Here is a 17,631-nt window from a genome sequence, read left to right as displayed (position 1 = left end):
ATACTCTCCTGTTTTTTTTTGGAAAATGACATGAAAAAAATCAGTTTGGTTATTGCAGCGTCAACGATGAGTTTATCTGTTTTTGCTGCTACACCGATAACAAATAAAAGCCCGGCAAAAGATCAGTTTAGTTATAGTTATGGTTATTTAATGGGCCGTAATAATACTGATGCGTTAACAGATTTAAATCTTGATATTTTTTACCAAGGTTTACAAGAAGGTGCTCAAAATAAGACAGCACGCCTAACTGATGAAGAAATGGCGAAAGCAATTAATGATTATAAAAAAACATTAGAAGCTAAACAGCTAGTCGAATTTCAAAAACAAGGTCAACAAAACGCTCAGGCTGGTGCAGCTTTTCTGGCAGAAAATGCTAAAAAATCTGGTGTGATTACGACTAAATCAGGTCTGCAATATCAGGTATTAAAAGAAGGCACTGGTAAAACACCTAAAGCCACCTCTCGTGTAAAAGTAAACTATGAAGGACGTTTACTCGACGGAACTGTATTTGATAGCTCAATTGCACGTAATCACCCTGTTGATTTCCAGTTAAATCAAGTGATCGCCGGATGGACTGAAGGCTTACAAACTATGAAAGAAGGCGGTAAAACCCGTTTCTTCATTCCAGCAAAACTTGCTTATGGTGAAGTTGGCGCTGGGGATAGTATCGGTCCAAATAGTACTTTAATTTTTGATATTGAGTTGCTACAAGTTTTGCCAAAATAATTTTCGAAGATAAAAAAAGCGATCTAAATTGATCGCTTTTTTATTTTAGTGTTTTAAATCTCTCGGTCTGAAGCCTGTCAGTAATAAGCCAATTATGTAAGCGATCACACCTACAACGCATAAACCTACTACCTCTGCAACACGAATCCATTGAGAGAGTTCACCGTTATACCAATTTAACCCGAACCAAAGCGCTGCAATCATCGCAAGATTAGCCAAGCCATATTGAAGTGCCAGTTTTTTCCAATGTGCACCAAATCGGAAAATATTACGCTTATGTAGGTAGAAATAGAGTAAACCTGCATTTACTAAAGCTGAACCAGAAGAGGCTAATGCAAGCGCCATATGCTCTGCATGCCAATTGATTAATTTAAAGAATCCAATGAATACAACGTTTAAAATCGCATTGGCAGCAACCGACATTAAACCCACACGGACCGGTGTTTTTGTATCTTGCTGCGCATAGAAACCTGGTGCAAATACTTTAATTAACATAAAGGAAATTACGCCTGCACTCATACATTGCAATGCAAGTGCTGTCATTTGTGTATCGCGTAAATCAAACTCACCACGTTGGAACAATGCCTGAATAATCGGTGTAGAAAGCATAAATAAAGCAATACTTGCTGGCAAACCAACCAACACAATCACTTTTGCTGCCCAATCGATCATACTGCGAAACTTCGCTTGGTCTTGTTCAGCATGACGTGCTGACAGTGAGGGTAAAATCACTGTACCAATCGCAACACCGATTAATCCTAAAGGTAACTCAGTCATACGTTCGGCACTGTAGAGCCAAGACACTGAACCATCTTGCATGAAAGATGCCCAAATCGTATTTAGCAATAGGTTAATCTGAGTCACAGATACACCAAATAATGCTGGAAGCATTAATTTTAAAATACGTTCTACACCTTCATGTTTAAAATCAACTTTCGGTGGGATCAGTAAGTTTTTACGCCATAACTCAGGAATTTGTATAGCTAACTGTAAAATACCAGCCGCAACAACCGACCAACCTAAAGCTTTGATTGGCTCAGCCATATACGGTGTAAGCCACCAAGCCCCTGCAATCATTGCTACGTTCAGTAAAACAGGCGAAAAAGCTGGCGAGGCAAACGAGCCATAACTGTTTAAGATGCTGCTGGCAAAAGCCGTAAGCGACATAAACATTAAATATGGAATGGTCAGACGGAACATACTGACCGCTAAATCAAACTTTTCAGGGTCATTATGGAAGCCCGGCGCATACATATAGATAATTGCTGGAGCTAAAACCATAGCCACAAAAGTCAGTAAAGTCATGACTGTCAGCAAACAGCCAAATACTCGACTAATTAAGATCTGTACTTCTGCATGCGCACGACCTGTTTTATATTCGGTCAATACCGGAATAAAAGCCTGTGAAAAAGCCCCTTCGGCAAACAACCGTCGAAAGAAGTTGGGAATACGAAAAGCCACAACGAAGGTATCGAAATCTTTACCCGCACCAAACACGTTGAGCAATACGACATCTCGTACTAAGCCCAATACCCGTGACAACATCGTCATCGCACTGACAATAAAAGTCGATCGCCATAATGCCATCGTACTCACCTACAGCTATATTCGAAAGTCGCTATTGTAATGAAACTAGAAAATCTTTTCGTTGTGAAATGATGAATGAACTCAAGTTTTTTTCTGTGCTAACAACTGCCTAAAGTGCTGCCATTTAAAATAAGGTCCCGGATCGGTTTTTCGGCCCGGTGCAATGTCTGAATGCCCTGCAATATGTTTTTTAATTTCAGGATAGGCCTGACGAATAGCGGCAACTACATCGGTTAGTACGCTGTACTGTACTTCTTCAAAAGGCAGGTCATCACTTCCTTCAAGCTCAATACCAATTGAATAATCATTACATTCAACTTTGGCTAAGTAGCTTGAACGCCCTGCATGCCATGCACGATCATTAAAGTTAACAAACTGTAGGACTTCACCTGTTCGTAAAATTAACAGGTGTGTAGAGACTTGCATACCTTCAATAGTCTGAAAATAGGGATGAACGGACCAATCTAATTTATTCTGGAAAAACTGTTCAATATAGCCTCCCCCAAACTGAGAAGGCGGCAAGCTAATATTATGAACTACAATCATTTGTATTTCGGTACCAGCGGGACGCTGGTTAAAATTTGGAGAAGGTACTTGTCTCGCCCCTTTTAATTGTCCATCTATAACTTCATACGGTGTGATTTGCTTCATTGAGATGCCAATAAATTGCTTGCCAATTGTTTTAGTTTAAAGCAGTTATCTACTTTTCAAAGCAGTAAATGTGATTGTTTATCGCGATTAATCTGATAAAACAGCTTATTTTTAAAGTCGACGGTGCTAATATATCGCAAGTTTTAGGGTCATCGACAAAATGGAAACCGTATGAGCATACCTCAGTCTTTGCTTGAACAGTCAATTCAAATCAATATTCAACAAGCATTACAAGAAGATATTGGGGACGGTGACATTACTGCCATGCTCACACCTGAAGATGAACAGGCTACCGCAACTATCATTAGCCGTGAAGATATGGTTTTAGCTGGACAGCCTTGGGTGAATGCGCTCATCTCAGCTTATGACAACACTGTACAGGTGACTTGGTTAAAACAAGAAGGTGCCCGTGTTGCTGCAAATGAAGCCTTTTTAAAGCTTGCTGGTTCTGCACGTAGCTTACTGACTGTAGAGCGTCCTGCTTTAAACTTTATTCAAACATTATCGGCTGTTGCTACAAAAACTGCTGAATATGTTCAGCATCTTGAAGGTTTAAACACAAAACTTCTCGATACACGTAAAACTTTACCAGGCTTACGTATTGCACAAAAATATGCCGTAACCGTCGGCGGCGGACAAAATCACCGCCTCGGTTTATTTGATGCATTCTTAATTAAAGAAAATCATATTATGGCAGCGGGCGGTATTGCCCAAGCGATTGCAAAAGCACATCAAATTGCGCCAGGTAAACCTGTTGAAGTCGAAGTTGAAACTTGGGATGAGCTAAACCAAGCGCTTGAAGCAGGTGCGGACATTGTCATGCTCGACAACTTTAGCCAACAACAAATGATTGATGCTGTAAAACACGTGGCGGGTCGCTGTAAACTCGAAGCTTCGGGCAATATCACTATTGAAAACTTACGCGAAGTAGCGACTACTGGTGTCGACTATATTTCTATGGGCGTGTTGACTAAAGATGTCAAAGCCGTTGATTTATCAATGCGTTTTAATGCCTAAATAAAATCAGCATCATTATTGGTATTTTTTTGCGACTTGGTCATGTCTGCCGCTTGTGTTTTTTGCCATGCTGACTGAGTCGCTTGTGCCCCACTATCCCGTGGATCGGCAGCCATTAAAACAAAAGTAACTACTGCTAATAATACAATAAAACCTTGTAGCATAAATTTTCCCCATCACTTTAAAAAAATTAGGGTTTCAAGGTAAAAGATAAATATGACCAGGCTTAGGAGATTCTGTTACAAAAGGTAAGTCTTTATTTTTATTATTCATCTATACGACAGCATCTTCCCACATAGTATTTTATATAAACACCCTATTCCCTTTATTTACTATCGTGACAGGTGACATGGATGTCACCGTTTCTCTGTGTTACATGGAGGTAACATCAGAGAAACAGAGGTTTTTGTCACTTTTGACCTTTCAAAAGTGAGGAAGCCTATACAACATCTATTTGAATTTCATGTGATATGAGGCCGTGCTTTTTTATCAAAGTCATCTAAATCGGCTTTAAATAACAATTCCAATTCAGACTATATAACTTAAGACTCTAAATAACCCATATATGGATCAGAAATTGAATCTTCTTGAGTTTCTATACGTCCTGCAAAACGGCGACTAAACGTCGCATCGTCCGCTAATGTCACCGTAAAATCATACCAACCACCAAATTCAGACATATCCCAAACCAGTTCTTTTTCAGAACTATTGGTTTCTATCGCCCATGTCTTGTTTGGCAGATAAGCATTTGCCTTGACAGTGAGCTTGACTGACTTATTACCATCATGACGCACTTTTAAATATAAATTCGCATCACATTCTTCTACACATACTCTAATTTCCGGTAATGCTTGAGTCTGATTAGCTTGACTTAAATTACCTTTAAACGCACGGTGAAAACCATTTGGTCCAAGTACCCATAAATCATACTGCCCATTTGTAGTATTCCAAACGTCATCAAGCTGTTTACCTGCCTCAACCATATAACGACGTGGAATTGCCGTAAGATCTAATCGGTTATACACATGGAAAACAGCTGCCTGTTTACCCGTATTGGAGAACATCAGCTTAACCGTTTTTTGAGTGACATCGACTTTGGCACTAGTATGCAAAATATATGGCAAAGCACGTGATGGTCGAATTCCTATTTCCTGCTGAGGAAATTGTTGCTGGCTCGGAACAGGAACTTGGGGCAATAAAGCTTGAGCGACACGAATCGCATCAGCTTCGGCTTTTGTTTTCTTCCCATCTAGTTCAGCAACAGGCAAAAGATTCGGTGTTTTAAAATTAAATGCCGTTGTTAAATCACCACATACAGCACGGCGGTATGGGCTAATGTTAGGTTCTTGCACACCAAAACGTTTTTCTAAGAATTGTAAAATAGAAGTATGATCAAAGACTTGAGAATTTACCCATCCTCCACGGCTCCACGGCGAAATCACATACATTGGAACGCGTACACCCGGACCATACACTCGACCATCTGGCTTAGGTTGAGATTTTGAAGTCGCTACTGCTGGATGGTTAAAGTACTCATAAGACACTTGTTGGTCCGTTAAAGTGGTTTTTCCATATACAACACCGTTTATATCTTTAGAAGGTGCACTTGGTGAAGGAACATGGTCAAAGAAACCGTCATTTTCATCGAAGTTCACCAATAAAACGGTTTGGCTCCACACTTGAGGGTTTTCAGTTAATGCATTTAATACTTCCTGAATATACCAAGCGCCTTGTACAGGACTAGATGGCCCTGGATGTTCACTGTAAGTTGCCGGAGCAACTAACCAACTCACTTGCGGTAATTTACCGTGCGCAATATCAGCTTTAAAAGTTCCTAAAAAACCACCGTCCGGCATGGTATTGGCAATACCTTTGTAAAGTGGTTGAGTCGCATCAATCTTTTCATCATAGGCTGGACACGTTAGTGTGTCGTTACTGACAGGTTGACCAGATTGCTCATTTGCACGGCGATATTGCTTGAAACCAGCTAAAGGGTTATCAGTAAAGTTATCCGGCATGTTTTGATAAACTTTCCATGTCACGCCAGCCTGCAGTAAACGCTCAGGATACGTCGTCCATTCATAACCTTCTGTTGATGGTCCAATCCCATCAAATTCGTTGACCACACTCGCAACACCTGCACCTGTAGGGCCATTGGTTCCCGTCCAGATAAATTTACGGTTCGGGTTAGTTCCTGCATGCATGGCACAGTGGTAGGCATCACAAATCGTAAAAGCATTCGCTAAGGCAAATTGATATTCAACTTCTTGCTTTTTGTAATAGCCCATCGACTGCGGTTTTTTATATGCCACCCAATCACTCATACGACCGTTGTCCCAAGCTGCTTGTCCATCAGACCATGAGTGAGGTGTACCCGAAACACGCTGAGCATTTCCTAAGCGGCTATCTAAATGGTATGGCAATACTTTCTTTTTATTCGCATCATATTGTTCCCAAACCTTTCGGCCTTCTGTCATAGGAATGGTAAAACGGTCACCGAAGCCACGTACACCTTTTAGTGTTCCAAAATAATTATCAAATGAACGGTTTTCCTGAGTCAAAATCACAATGTGTTTAACATCTTGAATAGTTCCACTTTCAACTTTGGCGTCAATTGCTAACGCTTTTTGAATACTCAGCGGGAAACTCGCTAGAGCAGCTGTCCCAAACATTGTTTTTGTAGAATTTAAAAGAAATTCGCGACGATTCATTAGTTCTATCCTGAGTTCTTATTATGGTGCACAGTGCATTTTGCAATTACTGGTAGGCGGTGTTGTTGGCGATGAATTATCTGAGTCGTTATCATCGTTACAAGCACTGAGCATGAGTGCTAAAGATGTAATTAATAAAATTGAAAGTTTTCGCATTGGTTTTTTCCAAACGGTTTAAATGCGAACTACTAATAAAGTGAAAAGGTGACAGACAAGTGATGTTTTTATGTCGATTTGATGAAGGTATAAAAAAACGCATCCGAAGATGCGTTTTTTAGATAACTTGAAATTACCAGCCTAAAGCTTCTTGTTGCTTTTTAATGAGCTCGGCAATTCCCTTTTCAGCCATTTCTAACATGGCATTGCTTTGAGCGCGGGTAAACGGTTTGTCTTCGGCAGTACCTTGAATTTCAATAAACTCACCTGCTTGTGTCATTACGACATTTAAGTCAGTTTGACAGTTCGAGTCTTCTTCATAACAAAGATCAAGCAGTACTTCGTCCTGATACATACCAACAGAAATTGCAGCAACTAATCCTTTAAGCGGATCGTGCTTAATTTTCTTTTGAGATAATAAAACATTCATCGCATCAACTAATGCTACAGCAGCACCAGTGATTGAAGCAGTACGCGTACCACCATCAGCCTGAATCACGTCACAGTCGATGGTAATCGTGTTTTCACCAAGCTTTTTCAAATCAACCATTGCACGTAAGCTACGGCCAATCAAACGTTGGATTTCTTGAGTACGACCAGTTTGTTTACCACGAGCCGCTTCACGGTCACAACGTGAATGTGTTGAACGCGGTAACATACCATATTCTGCCGTTACCCAGCCTTGGCCTTGGCCTTTTAAAAAGCGTGGCACTGAGTTATCAATGCTTGCAGTACAAAGGACTTTGGTGTGACCAAATTCGACCAGCACAGAACCTTCAGCATAACGGGTGTAGTTTCGTGTAATTTTCACTTCACGTAATTGGTCTAATGCACGTTGGTCAATACGCATAATCCTTCCTAACTTCTCTTAAATACAAACTTGGGCATAGTATAGCAAAGGATTTTGACAGGTTGAGTTTATTCCCTACTTTCAAATGTAAGTCTGCAATTTTCATGACTTGAAAAATAAAAATAGCCCCTAAATAGGGGCTATTTTGAAATTATTTAAATTACGCAAATTTGAATTTTGCTTTTAACTTTTCCAATGTCTGCATTACTTTTCCAGTGGTATGGTTTGGCAGTGAACATTTCGCTAAACGTACCCATACACTCCAGAACTGGCGCATAAAGTTTGCTTCGTTGTAGTTAATGCCATATTCTGCACAAAGTGCCTTAATTTTCGGTGCTACTTCTTTATAGCGATTAGCTGGCATATCTGGAAATAAATGGTGTTCAATTTGATGACTTAAGTTACCACTCATAAAGTGCAGCCATTCTGTACCACTAAAATTACTTGAACCACGAATTTGACGTAAGTACCACTCTGCCTTGGTTTCAGTGTCGGTATTATCAGGCTCAAACGTTTCTGCATCTTCTGTAAAGTGTCCGTTAAAAATCACAGCAGATGACCACAAGTTACGAATAATATTCGCAACTACGTTTCCTGTAAAAACTGGTAAAAACATAGGGCCAGAGATCACAGGGAAAAACACATAGTCTTTTAAAACTTGGCGTGTGGCTTTTTTACGGACTTTAGCCGAATCTTTCCAAACTTGTTTCCAGCTCTTGGTTTTATAAACTAATGCATCTTCAAGATGTAAGTTTTGTACACCCACATACCATTCAAAGAAAAACATTAACTGTAGACCTAGAGGAATATTAAACAGGTGGCGGGGTTCCCACTTCTGTTGATCACTTACTCGCAAAATACCATAACCGACATCATGGTCTTTACCGACAATATTGGTATAGGTGTGGTGCACATAGTTATGTGTTTCACGCCAGTCATCACCCGATGCAATGGTATCCCAATCGTAAGTATTACCGTTCAAACTTGGTTCATTTAACCAGTCAAACTGACCGTGCATGACGTTATGACCAAGTTCCATGTTTTCTACAATTTTAGAAATACCTAATAAGCCTGTGCCTAGTAGCCAGACTGGCGGAATCCAACCACCAAACATCAACATGCCACGCGATGCGATTTCGGTATATCGAACAAAATTACGTACTTTGTAGATATATTTTGCATCTTGCTCACCAAGACTTTGCATAACATCTTGACGAATCTGCTCAACACGGCGACCAAACTCTTCAGTCTGTTCAGGTGTTAAATGAGCAGATTTAGAAACAGTAGAAAATTCTAATGCCATATTCATAGGGTTAATCCTCTTTAATTCTTTTTATAGATCAATTGTGACTGGGCTTAATGCCTGGCTCACGCATAGTTTAATTGGACGGTTCGGTTGGTCTTCAATTTCACCTGTTAACAGGTTTTGAGTAACTCCGCTCACTTTGGTACAACTGCATTTATTACAAACACCCATACGGCAGCCATGTTGCGGGCGTAGTCCCGCCTGCTCTGCACTGCTCAGTAAATTTGTTTCAGCTAAAAATTCGTGTTGAGCACGGCGGAAAATAACAGGCTGTGCTGCATGTGTACCAGTCACTTGAAGTGGTTGGAAATATTCTTGATGAAGCTGAGACTGAGCACCTTTTTGCACATAAATTTCATTCGCCTGCTGCATCATGCCGTGGTGCCCACATATATAGGTCGCAGTCTGCGCAAAATCTGGAACCAACTTTTGCAGTAAGCTTTCAGTTAAATGCTGCTTTTGCTCGCTGGTATTAAAAAAATGATATTGAAGCTGTGGATGCTGTTCTGCCAAAGCTTTTAATTCAGCATGAAAAATTTCCGCACGATTAAAATAAATGACATGGATTTGTTCAAGCTGCTGTTTCAAAGCTTGCTGCAAGAGTGAATAAATTGCAGTAATACCGCTTCCTGAGGCAATTAAAATTGCAGGCTGCTGACCTTGATGCAAAGTAAAATCACCTTGTGGCTGTGAAATTTCAACACACTCTCCCACATGTAATAGTTGAGCTGCACGAGACACCAAGCCTTGTACTTTAATACCTAAAGCGATTTCACCTTGAGTGGTTACTTCAATAATCGAATAGCTACGTTGTTGGTAAACGCCATCGATAAGCAACGTCAATAGAATGCTTTGTCCCGCACAAACCTGTTCGAAATTAAAATTACGATTTGGTTTAAGCTTGATCAGTACCATATCGGTATGAAGCGGCTGAACAGCGGTAACTTCTGCAAGTACCCTTTTCCAAGCCCAAGTCGCGTTAATTTTCTGCAAAACAAAATCAACGAAATCTTCTCGTACCCAATGTGGTTGATAGTTAAGTGTTGCGTTCATACGTTCCTCTTTTGTTTCTGGCTATTTATTTGAGTGAACACATGTTCGTATAGTGAACATATGTACACTATATTTATAAGTGTTCACTCAGTCAACACTTGTTCACTATTTTTTTTATGAAAGTTTGCTCTTTTTTGTTAGACTTTGGCTCACGGTTTAAATAGGTTTTTTTAATGTCGATACGGGATGAACGAAAACAGCAAAGTCGTCAGGCACTTCTCGATGCAGCCTTGCATCTGAGCACGTCTGGGCGTTCGTTCAGTAGTATCAGTTTGCGTGAAGTTGCACGTGAAGTGGGTTTAGTGCCAACAGCGTTCTATCGTCATTTTCAAGACATGGATGAACTCGGGAAAGAGTTGGTTGACCAAGTTGCCCTACATTTAAAAAGCGTTTTACATCAACTCGGCCAGAGTTATTTACAGCACAAGTCTGCAAAAACCCAAACCAGTATTGAACTATTTGTACAGGCAGTGAACCATAGCCCTAAACAGTGGCAATTTATGATTGCTGAACGTTGGGGTGGTTCAGAAACGGTCCGTACAGCCATTGCTAGAGAAATTGAATTTTTGATTGAAGATCTCACAACAGATCTGACTAAACTCGAAAATTTTAAACATATTCAAAATCCTCAAGACTTAAATGTCTTATCTACCATTTTGACCAATATGTCATTTACATGGGCAATGACGTGGCTCAACCTCGCCAAACAATATCAAGGTGAGCAACTTAAGCAGCAACAAACTGCATTTATTGAAAATGCGTCTACACAAGTTCGCTTACTGTTTAGAGGTATTGCTAACTGGGAACGGTAAAACTGGCAAATGACAAAAAACAGGTTATGTGTTAATACGTAAAGAGTGAAAGAAAAAGGCGAAAATTTCGAGAAAAGTCTTTTTCTTTTTACAGGAAGTAAACTATTCGTTAGGCCAAACTGGTGTGGGAATACCTATGAATCTTGATCGTCATACACAGTTTTTGATGCGCAAAGAAAAAATTCTAAGCGTTGCAGAAAAATTGTTACTAGAAAACAATCAGGAAATTACTCTAGATGAATTAGTGGCCGAGCTAGATATTGCAAAAGGTACGCTTTATAAGCACTTTAGAAGTAAAAATGAACTTCTGCTTGAATTGATTATTCAAAATGAAAAACAAATTTTAGAAATTTCTCAAAAATATAATACTGATTTTAAAGAGTATGCACCACGGTACATGCTCCACCATTTGCTCACACCGGGAAAAACGATTTTATTGCATCAACTTGAAGAAAATCTGACGATGACAGAGTCTAAGTTGAAGCATCTTTTTGAAGAGCTTTATGAAGTTCGTCAACAACGTATTCTAGCGATTAAAGACATTACAGAAAGTTATTTAAAATCATTAAATTATGATATGTCGATTCGTGACTATTTATCTTATATCTGGTCACTCACTTACGGTGCATCGTTGCTTTTAAACTCAACTTATTATCAGCGCTCGATTGGTTCTCGCCAAAAATTAATTAATTTATATATTAACCAAGCCTTATCACTACCTACCCAAACCACCAATTTTGATGCGCTAAATTTTCAGATAGAAGACGAGAATTCTCAAAATTAATTGAATTATTTCGTGATTATGAAATAAATTTTATAAAAAAGGGCTTCATAAGAAGCCCTTTTTAAAGCAATAAACTTTTATTTTGCCTTACGTTCTTTTTCAATTAAGTAATTAAGGACTTGGGTAACTTTACCATCTTCACCCTGTACAACATATTTACCATTTACCACTACAGCAGGAACACCTGTTAATTGGTACTGTTGAGCAAGTTTATTTGACTCGGCAACTTTTGCAGTTACAGCAAATGAGTTGTAAGTGCTATTAAATTTTTGTTCAGGCACACCGTAACGAGTAAAGAATTTAGCCGCAGAAGCCTGGTCAAAAATCTGCTGACCATTCACCTGAATTGCATGGAATAATGGTAAATGCGTGCGCTTACGTACACCTAATGCCTCAGATGTATAGTAAGTACGTGCCCCTTGTTCCCATACTTTGTTCATGGCTGCTGGCGTACGCACAAAACGTACATCACTCGGAATTTGTTTTAACCACGTTTGCATATGTGGTTCAAGTTTAAAACAGTGCGGACAGCCATACCAAAAGAACTCACGAACTTCGATTTTCCCCGGTACTTCCACTTTGCCTGGATTGGCGATTACGGTGTAGTCTTTACCAGCAACAAAATCTGCTGCCATTGCACTACCCGATACGGCCATAATTGCTGCACTCAAACCACCCAAAACCAATTTTTTCATTGTTACAGCTTTTCCTCTAAGTTGTTATGCATTAGCTTATGCCCTAAATATAAAACAAATATGCTAAATTCGTTTTGCTTCTGTGAAGTTTTTTATTGGGTTTATCGCTTTTTTCCCAATAATCGCTACACTAACGGCGAACTACATCAAAAAGATAACCCAAGTTTAGAGGTGACACCATGTCGCAATTGAATGTTGATTTACAAGAAATCGCAAAATTTGAAGCACTTGCTGCCAAATGGTGGGATCAACATTCTGAATTTCGCCCACTTCATCAAATCAATCCTTTACGCTTGAACTGGATTGATGAACGCGCAGGTGGCCTTGCCGGTAAAAAAGTACTTGATGTCGGCTGTGGCGGCGGTATTTTGGCTGAAAGCATGGCACGTCGTGGAGCAGATGTCCTGGGCATTGATATGGGTGAAGCACCTTTAGCCGTAGGTCGTTTGCATGCTCAACAAGAAAATGTTCAAAATATTGAATATCGTCAAATTCCAGTTGAAGAGTTGGCACAAGAACAAGCAGGCCAATATGATGTGGTCACTTGTATGGAAATGATGGAACATGTTCCAGACCCGGCATCCATTGTGAAAGCATGTCAGACTTTGGTTAAACCAGGGGGCCATGTGTTCTTCTCGACCATCAACCGTAACCCGAAATCTTATTTATTCGCCATTATTGGTGCTGAATATGTACTGCGCATGCTGCCAAAAGGTACGCATGATTATCACAAGTTTATTCGCCCATCTGAAATGGCACATGATATTCGTAATGCAGGCTTAACGTTAAAAGAAATGACGGGCTTACACTACAACCCAATTACGAAGCGTTATTGGTTAGCGCCAAATGTTGATGTTAACTATATGGTTCATACAGTAAAGACAGGTGCATGATGAAGGCTGTTTTATTTGATTTAGACGGCACGCTCATCGATACGGCTGCCGACTTTATTCGTATTATTCAACAAATGTGCCGTGATGCAAGACGCCCTGTTGTAGAAGCCGATCTTATTCGTACACAAGTGTCTGAAGGTGCCCGTGCGATGGTCAAATTGGTCTACCCAGAGCTGGATGTGACCAATCCAATTTTCTTGGCACATCGACAAAATTTTTTAGATTTGTATGGCAATAATATTGTTGTCGATACTGACCTATTTGAAGGGATGTATCCACTTTTAGAAGAGTTAGAAGCTCAGCAAATTCCGTGGGGTATTGTCACCAATAAACCACGTGGTTTAAGTGAATCTCTTCTAGAAAAGTTAAACCTGACAGAACGCTGTGCGGTTTTGGTATGTCCTGAAGATGTCAGTAAAACTAAACCAGACCCGGAACCAATGTATTTGGCTGCAAAGCAGTTAAATATCCCGGCAAATGAGATCATCTATGTGGGGGATCACCCACGTGATATCGATGCTGGTCGCAATGCTGATATGTATACCATCTTGGCAGCTTATGGCTATTTACCTATCGAACATCGGGATGATTTAAACGCTTGGCAAGCCGATTCGATTGTAAATACGGTGACAGAATTACACGAGTTGTTACGTCAAAAGCTTCCTGCTCTACAGGAAAATCAGCGTATGATAAGTTAACACAAGAGTTTTATAAGTTTTTTTAACGGTTACTTATATCAATATAAAAAGAAGGAGGTTTACCAATGAAATATTCAGAATATCAACCTCGTCCGGATCTACTCAAAGATCGAATTATTTTAATCACTGGTGCTGGTGATGGAATTGGGCGAGCTGCGGCCCTCAGTTATGCTTTACATGGTGCAACTGTAGTCTTGCATGGTAGAACCTTAAATAAACTTGAAGTAATTTATGATGAAATTGAAGGATTAGGCGCACCTCAGCCTGCTATTTTACCCCTCCAGCTTTCGAGTGCTTCCGATCGCGATTATGATTTCTTAGTAAGTACGCTAGAAAAACAATTTGGTCGTCTGGATGGCATTTTGCATAATGCAGGTATTTTGGGTGAGCGAGTAGAACTTGCACATTATCCAGCAGAAGTATGGGATGATGTGATGGCCGTCAATTTACGTGCACCTTTTGCTTTAACCCAAGCTTTATTACCGCTATTACAAAAGTCAGAAAACGCTTCTGTTGTATTTACCAGCTCAGGTGTAGGCCGTGAGGCACGCGCGCTCTGGGGGGCATATTCTGTCTCGAAAGTCGCGATAGAAGCGGTGAGCAAGATTTTTGCAGCTGAGCATACTTATCCAAATATTCGCTTTAATTGTATTAACCCAGGAGCTACACGTACTGCCATGCGTGCTAAAGCTTATCCTGAAGAAGATCCGAAAACATTACCAACACCTGAGTCCATCATGCCGGCTTATCTTTATTTAATGGGTGAAGATAGCTTAACGCTCAATGGACAAAGTATTGATGCACAGGATTAAATAATTACAGATGAAAAGCTAAAATAATTTATAGCCGATCATCACATCTGGCTTGGCTATACCTGAAAAGATATATACAAGCCTTTTTTATTATTGAGAAAAACGCTGGATTTATCCGTAATTTTAATTGAAGCATTAAATGATCTTCACAGTTTCTCTGCATTTTGCGCGTACAGTATTCAACATGAGAGACATCAGATGTAAACGAGGATGCATCATGAAAAAGTTGTTCACCATCTTAGCCCTTTGCATCACTGTACTGACCACCAGTATGGCAAGCTTTGCTGATCCTCCTTTTGACCGAGGACATGGCCCGAAAGGTCCTAAAGGCGGACCTCGTGGTGAATGGAATGATCGTGGGCATAAATTTGACCGTGACGATAATGGTGATCGTGTTCGCGATGAACGCCGTATGCGTGAGGAACGTGGCTTTGAGCGTCTGAAACAACATCGTTGGCAGCCAGGTTATGTGATGCCACAGCACTATCGTGGTAATGGTTATAAAGTCGACTATAAAGACAATAACTTACCTAAACCCGATCGTAACCAGCAGTGGTACAAAATTAACAATGACTATATTTTAGTCGACACGGACTCTAACAGTATTGTGAGTATTCGCGGTTTCTAAGATAGATAGCTCCTCACTATCACTTAGTAGGAAAGGATGAAGCTGATCGGCTTTATCCTTTTTTTATTTTTATATCAATATGATATAGAAATTTAAATCTTCTAAATTTCTTCTTATTTCATAGAAAATTTTCACATTTATTATTCTTCGCCTTCACGATTTATCTGTAATTTTTCACTAATCTTCAATTATCGAAATTTAATAGATCATTCGAGGTTTACGATGAAAAAGATAACAACAGCAATTGTTCTTTCAATGAGTGGTTTAATCGCAACAACAGCAATGGCTGCGCCTCACGACCATTATCACCACCAAGGATATGAGACAAAAACCGTTAAAGTCATTCATAAAGATGACCACGCGAATATCTGGCGTGCAGGCCAAGTCGTACCGCATCAATACCAACATCCACGTTATGTCATTGACTACCGCTCACACCAGAAATTGACTAAGCCAGGTCGTTATCAAAAATGGTATAAGGTGAACGGAAATTATGTACTCGTAAATGAGCAAAGCCATAAAATTATTAAAGTAATTCGTTAAGTTCATAAAACATCTAACACCCAAAGCTAATTTGGGTGTTTTTTTATCTAAAACATGCGACTTTGAGCTTTTTTGTTTAGAATCCTCTTTATATCTTTTTGCTGTTGATTCGAGATCGGTATGCCAACTAAGTCTTTAGAGAAATCACATAATAATACCCAGCATTATGTACATTGGTTCCGACATTCAGCACCCTACATCAATGCGCATCGTGACAAAACTTTTGTTTTAATGTTTGGCGGTGAAGCAGTCCGCGATCCTAATTTCGAACATATTATTCACGATATTGCCTTATTACATTCTCTTGGCATTCGCTTAATCTTAGTGCATGGCGCACGTCCACAAATTAATCACAACCTTAAAGAAAAAGGGATTGAAACCCCTTTTTATGATAACTGCCGTATTACTACACGCGAATCTTTAAGCTGTGTTATGAGTGCTGTAGGATCTATTCGGTTAGAAATCGAAGCATTGTTATCTATGGGCTTAGCCAACTCTCCAATGTATGGCGCTCGAATAGATGTCGTATCAGGTAATTTTGTAACCGCTAAACCTTATGGTATTCGTGAAGGAATGGATTTTCAGCTTACAGGCGAAGTTCGTTCAATAGATACAGACGCGATTGAACGTCATCTTGATAACAATAATATTGTTTTACTTGGCCCAACGGGCTATTCAACCACAGGTGAAGTATTTAATTTAAGAGCTGAAGAAGTTGCAACCAAAACTGCGACTTATTTAAAGGCAGATAAATTAATCTTTTTAGGTGAGCAACAAGGTTTACCTAACGAAGATGGACAATTACTGCGTGAATTAAGCCCACACCAGCTTGATTACTATATTCAACAATACCAAACCACACACCCAACCCTAACCCTACATTTGCAAGAAGCAAAAAAAGCATCTTTATCGGGTGTACATCGTGTCCATCTAATTTCTTATTCTTATGATGGCGCACTTATTGAAGAACTCTTTACGCGTGATGGTGTGGGTACCATGATTACCGATGCGCATTATGAAGAAGTTCGTATGGCACATATTCAAGATGTCGGCGGGTTAATGAACCTTTTACGCCCATTAGAAGAAGAAGGCATTTTGGTGTATCGCTCACGTGAGCGTTTAGAACAAGAAATTAACCAGTTCGCTGTCATTGAACGAGACGGTATGATTTTGGCCTGCGCTGCCCTTTATCCAATTCCGACTGAGTTTAATGAGACACGTTCAGCAGAAATTGCTTGTGTAGCAGTACACCCAAGTTATCGTAAATCGAACCGTGGCAGCCAAATTCTGCAATTTCTCGAAGAAAAGGCCAAACAACAAGGTATTCGTCAATTGTTCGTTTTAACCACCCGTACCGCGCACTGGTTCTTAGAACACGGTTTCCATCAGGTGAGTGTGGATGACTTACCAAATGCCCGTCAGGCACTTTATAACTATCAAAGAAATTCTTTAGTCTTTAAAAAATTGCTTCCCTAGACTATGCATTTTTTAAGATATTCTTATTTCAGATAAGCTTAGTCTAAAAAGTACAACCATAAAGGTAATTAATGTATGGTTGTACTTTTTTTAAATCTTTAAATTTTGCTATTTTAATAATTTTTATTTTATTTACATATACTTAAATATCTTTTTATAAATATTATTCTGTTCAATAAATCATTTTTTTGCATAAGTTTATCGCCGAAAGTTTTTAGCTTTTTTTTGCATAA

General features: G+C 39.6%; 19 protein-coding genes. 11 read left to right on the top strand and 8 right to left on the bottom strand.

Annotated features, from left to right (window positions below):
* Positions 1-30 precede the first annotated feature (30 nt).
* Complete coding sequence (locus RFX69_RS13485) at positions 31-726, top strand: FKBP-type peptidyl-prolyl cis-trans isomerase (protein WP_000724228.1); 696 nt, start codon at positions 31-33, stop codon at positions 724-726.
* Positions 727-771: 45 nt separating this feature from the next.
* Here RFX69_RS13485 and murJ read toward each other — a convergent pair whose 3' ends face one another.
* Both murJ and ampD read right to left on the bottom strand, forming a co-directional pair.
* A complete protein-coding gene (murJ, locus tag RFX69_RS13480) occupies positions 772-2,322 on the bottom strand; it encodes a murein biosynthesis integral membrane protein MurJ (RefSeq protein WP_289332803.1) in 1,551 nt (516 codons plus the stop codon).
* A gap of 72 nt (positions 2,323-2,394) precedes the next feature.
* Positions 2,395-2,964, bottom strand: a complete 570-nt coding sequence (gene ampD, locus RFX69_RS13475) for a 1,6-anhydro-N-acetylmuramyl-L-alanine amidase AmpD (RefSeq protein ID WP_044431432.1) — start codon at positions 2,962-2,964, stop codon at positions 2,395-2,397.
* Between the two features lie 171 nt (positions 2,965-3,135).
* On the opposite strand from ampD, the gene nadC reads away from it, so the two are divergent.
* Positions 3,136-3,981 (top strand): carboxylating nicotinate-nucleotide diphosphorylase, encoded by an 846-nt coding sequence (gene nadC / locus RFX69_RS13470; RefSeq protein WP_016685427.1) that lies wholly within the window; start codon positions 3,136-3,138, stop codon positions 3,979-3,981.
* Here nadC and RFX69_RS13465 read toward each other — a convergent pair.
* Together RFX69_RS13465 and RFX69_RS13460 are read right to left on the bottom strand one after the other, a co-directional pair.
* Positions 3,978-4,145, bottom strand: a complete 168-nt coding sequence (locus RFX69_RS13465; protein ID WP_000938939.1) for a hypothetical protein — start codon at positions 4,143-4,145, stop codon at positions 3,978-3,980. The genes nadC and RFX69_RS13465 overlap by 4 nt on opposite strands.
* Before the next feature lie 378 nt (positions 4,146-4,523).
* Positions 4,524-6,692 (bottom strand): phosphocholine-specific phospholipase C, encoded by a 2,169-nt coding sequence (locus RFX69_RS13460; protein ID WP_289332802.1) that lies wholly within the window; start codon positions 6,690-6,692, stop codon positions 4,524-4,526.
* Between the two features lie 40 nt (positions 6,693-6,732).
* Between RFX69_RS13460 and RFX69_RS13455 the strand changes: the two genes are divergently transcribed.
* Positions 6,733-6,870 (top strand): hypothetical protein, encoded by a 138-nt coding sequence (locus RFX69_RS13455; protein WP_001176440.1) that lies wholly within the window; start codon positions 6,733-6,735, stop codon positions 6,868-6,870.
* A gap of 111 nt (positions 6,871-6,981) precedes the next feature.
* Here RFX69_RS13455 and rph read toward each other — a convergent pair whose 3' ends face one another.
* From rph to RFX69_RS13440, 3 genes are all read right to left on the bottom strand, one after another.
* Positions 6,982-7,698: a ribonuclease PH gene (gene rph, locus RFX69_RS13450; protein WP_002120794.1), complete on the bottom strand. Its 717-nt coding sequence runs from the start codon at positions 7,696-7,698 to the stop codon at positions 6,982-6,984.
* Positions 7,699-7,858: 160 nt separating this feature from the next.
* Positions 7,859-9,001, bottom strand: coding sequence for an acyl-CoA desaturase (locus tag RFX69_RS13445; RefSeq protein ID WP_271056241.1), 1,143 nt, complete (start codon positions 8,999-9,001; stop codon positions 7,859-7,861).
* Between the two features lie 30 nt (positions 9,002-9,031).
* Entirely contained in the window at positions 9,032-10,057 is a 1,026-nt protein-coding gene (locus tag RFX69_RS13440; RefSeq protein WP_000994548.1) for a ferredoxin reductase, read from the bottom strand.
* 173 nt (positions 10,058-10,230) lie between these two features.
* Here RFX69_RS13440 and RFX69_RS13435 point away from each other — a divergent pair, with 173 nt between their 5' ends.
* Together RFX69_RS13435 and RFX69_RS13430 are read left to right on the top strand one after the other, a co-directional pair.
* Complete coding sequence (locus RFX69_RS13435; protein ID WP_000027533.1) at positions 10,231-10,869, top strand: TetR family transcriptional regulator; 639 nt, start codon at positions 10,231-10,233, stop codon at positions 10,867-10,869.
* Between the two features lie 136 nt (positions 10,870-11,005).
* A complete protein-coding gene (locus RFX69_RS13430; RefSeq protein ID WP_001047027.1) occupies positions 11,006-11,653 on the top strand; it encodes a TetR/AcrR family transcriptional regulator in 648 nt (215 codons plus the stop codon).
* Between the two features lie 77 nt (positions 11,654-11,730).
* On the opposite strand, the gene RFX69_RS13425 is transcribed toward RFX69_RS13430, so the two are convergent.
* A complete protein-coding gene (locus tag RFX69_RS13425) occupies positions 11,731-12,348 on the bottom strand; it encodes a thiol:disulfide interchange protein DsbA/DsbL (protein WP_000737567.1) in 618 nt (205 codons plus the stop codon).
* Between the two features lie 179 nt (positions 12,349-12,527).
* Here RFX69_RS13425 and ubiG point away from each other — a divergent pair, with 179 nt between their 5' ends.
* From ubiG to argA, 6 genes are all read left to right on the top strand, one after another.
* Positions 12,528-13,241 (top strand): bifunctional 2-polyprenyl-6-hydroxyphenol methylase/3-demethylubiquinol 3-O-methyltransferase UbiG, encoded by a 714-nt coding sequence (ubiG, locus tag RFX69_RS13420; protein ID WP_000080759.1) that lies wholly within the window; start codon positions 12,528-12,530, stop codon positions 13,239-13,241.
* Complete coding sequence (locus RFX69_RS13415; protein ID WP_000973871.1) at positions 13,238-13,939, top strand: HAD family hydrolase; 702 nt, start codon at positions 13,238-13,240, stop codon at positions 13,937-13,939. Before ubiG ends, RFX69_RS13415 begins: the two co-directional genes overlap by 4 nt.
* 65 nt (positions 13,940-14,004) lie before the next feature.
* Complete coding sequence (locus RFX69_RS13410) at positions 14,005-14,751, top strand: YciK family oxidoreductase (protein WP_000877608.1); 747 nt, start codon at positions 14,005-14,007, stop codon at positions 14,749-14,751.
* Positions 14,752-14,968: 217 nt separating this feature from the next.
* Positions 14,969-15,379, top strand: coding sequence for an RcnB family protein (locus tag RFX69_RS13405; protein ID WP_000732887.1), 411 nt, complete (start codon positions 14,969-14,971; stop codon positions 15,377-15,379).
* 222 nt (positions 15,380-15,601) lie between these two features.
* The gene (locus RFX69_RS13400) at positions 15,602-15,922 is read left to right on the top strand and encodes an RcnB family protein (protein ID WP_000724539.1); all 321 of its coding nucleotides are present in this window, start codon (positions 15,602-15,604) and stop codon (positions 15,920-15,922) included.
* 120 nt (positions 15,923-16,042) lie between these two features.
* Entirely contained in the window at positions 16,043-17,398 is a 1,356-nt protein-coding gene (gene argA, locus RFX69_RS13395; RefSeq protein WP_001142457.1) for an amino-acid N-acetyltransferase, read from the top strand.
* The last annotated feature ends 233 nt before the right edge of the window (positions 17,399-17,631 follow it).

The organism is Acinetobacter sp. 148, assembly GCF_031196675.1.
Lineage (GTDB): Bacteria > Pseudomonadota > Gammaproteobacteria > Pseudomonadales > Moraxellaceae > Acinetobacter > Acinetobacter baumannii.
The sequence above is the reverse complement of the archived record's forward strand: the minus strand, read 5'-3'. Positions and strand labels throughout refer to the sequence as shown.

Coding starts and splice junctions, on each gene's coding strand:
- RFX69_RS13485 (WP_000724228.1), top strand. CDS start 31: ATGAAAAAAATCAGTTTGGTTATTGCAGCGTCAACGATGAGTTTATCT.
- ampD (WP_044431432.1), bottom strand. CDS start 2,964: ATGAAGCAAATCACACCGTATGAAGTTATAGATGGACAATTAAAAGGG.
- nadC (WP_016685427.1), top strand. CDS start 3,136: ATGAGCATACCTCAGTCTTTGCTTGAACAGTCAATTCAAATCAATATT.
- RFX69_RS13465 (WP_000938939.1), bottom strand. CDS start 4,145: ATGCTACAAGGTTTTATTGTATTATTAGCAGTAGTTACTTTTGTTTTA.
- RFX69_RS13460 (WP_289332802.1), bottom strand. CDS start 6,692: ATGAATCGTCGCGAATTTCTTTTAAATTCTACAAAAACAATGTTTGGG.
- rph (WP_002120794.1), bottom strand. CDS start 7,698: ATGCGTATTGACCAACGTGCATTAGACCAATTACGTGAAGTGAAAATT.
- RFX69_RS13445 (WP_271056241.1), bottom strand. CDS start 9,001: ATGGCATTAGAATTTTCTACTGTTTCTAAATCTGCTCATTTAACACCT.
- RFX69_RS13440 (WP_000994548.1), bottom strand. CDS start 10,057: ATGAACGCAACACTTAACTATCAACCACATTGGGTACGAGAAGATTTC.
- RFX69_RS13435 (WP_000027533.1), top strand. CDS start 10,231: ATGTCGATACGGGATGAACGAAAACAGCAAAGTCGTCAGGCACTTCTC.
- RFX69_RS13430 (WP_001047027.1), top strand. CDS start 11,006: ATGAATCTTGATCGTCATACACAGTTTTTGATGCGCAAAGAAAAAATT.
- RFX69_RS13425 (WP_000737567.1), bottom strand. CDS start 12,348: ATGAAAAAATTGGTTTTGGGTGGTTTGAGTGCAGCAATTATGGCCGTA.
- ubiG (WP_000080759.1), top strand. CDS start 12,528: ATGTCGCAATTGAATGTTGATTTACAAGAAATCGCAAAATTTGAAGCA.
- RFX69_RS13415 (WP_000973871.1), top strand. CDS start 13,238: ATGATGAAGGCTGTTTTATTTGATTTAGACGGCACGCTCATCGATACG.
- RFX69_RS13410 (WP_000877608.1), top strand. CDS start 14,005: ATGAAATATTCAGAATATCAACCTCGTCCGGATCTACTCAAAGATCGA.
- RFX69_RS13405 (WP_000732887.1), top strand. CDS start 14,969: ATGAAAAAGTTGTTCACCATCTTAGCCCTTTGCATCACTGTACTGACC.
- RFX69_RS13400 (WP_000724539.1), top strand. CDS start 15,602: ATGAAAAAGATAACAACAGCAATTGTTCTTTCAATGAGTGGTTTAATC.
- argA (WP_001142457.1), top strand. CDS start 16,043: ATGCCAACTAAGTCTTTAGAGAAATCACATAATAATACCCAGCATTAT.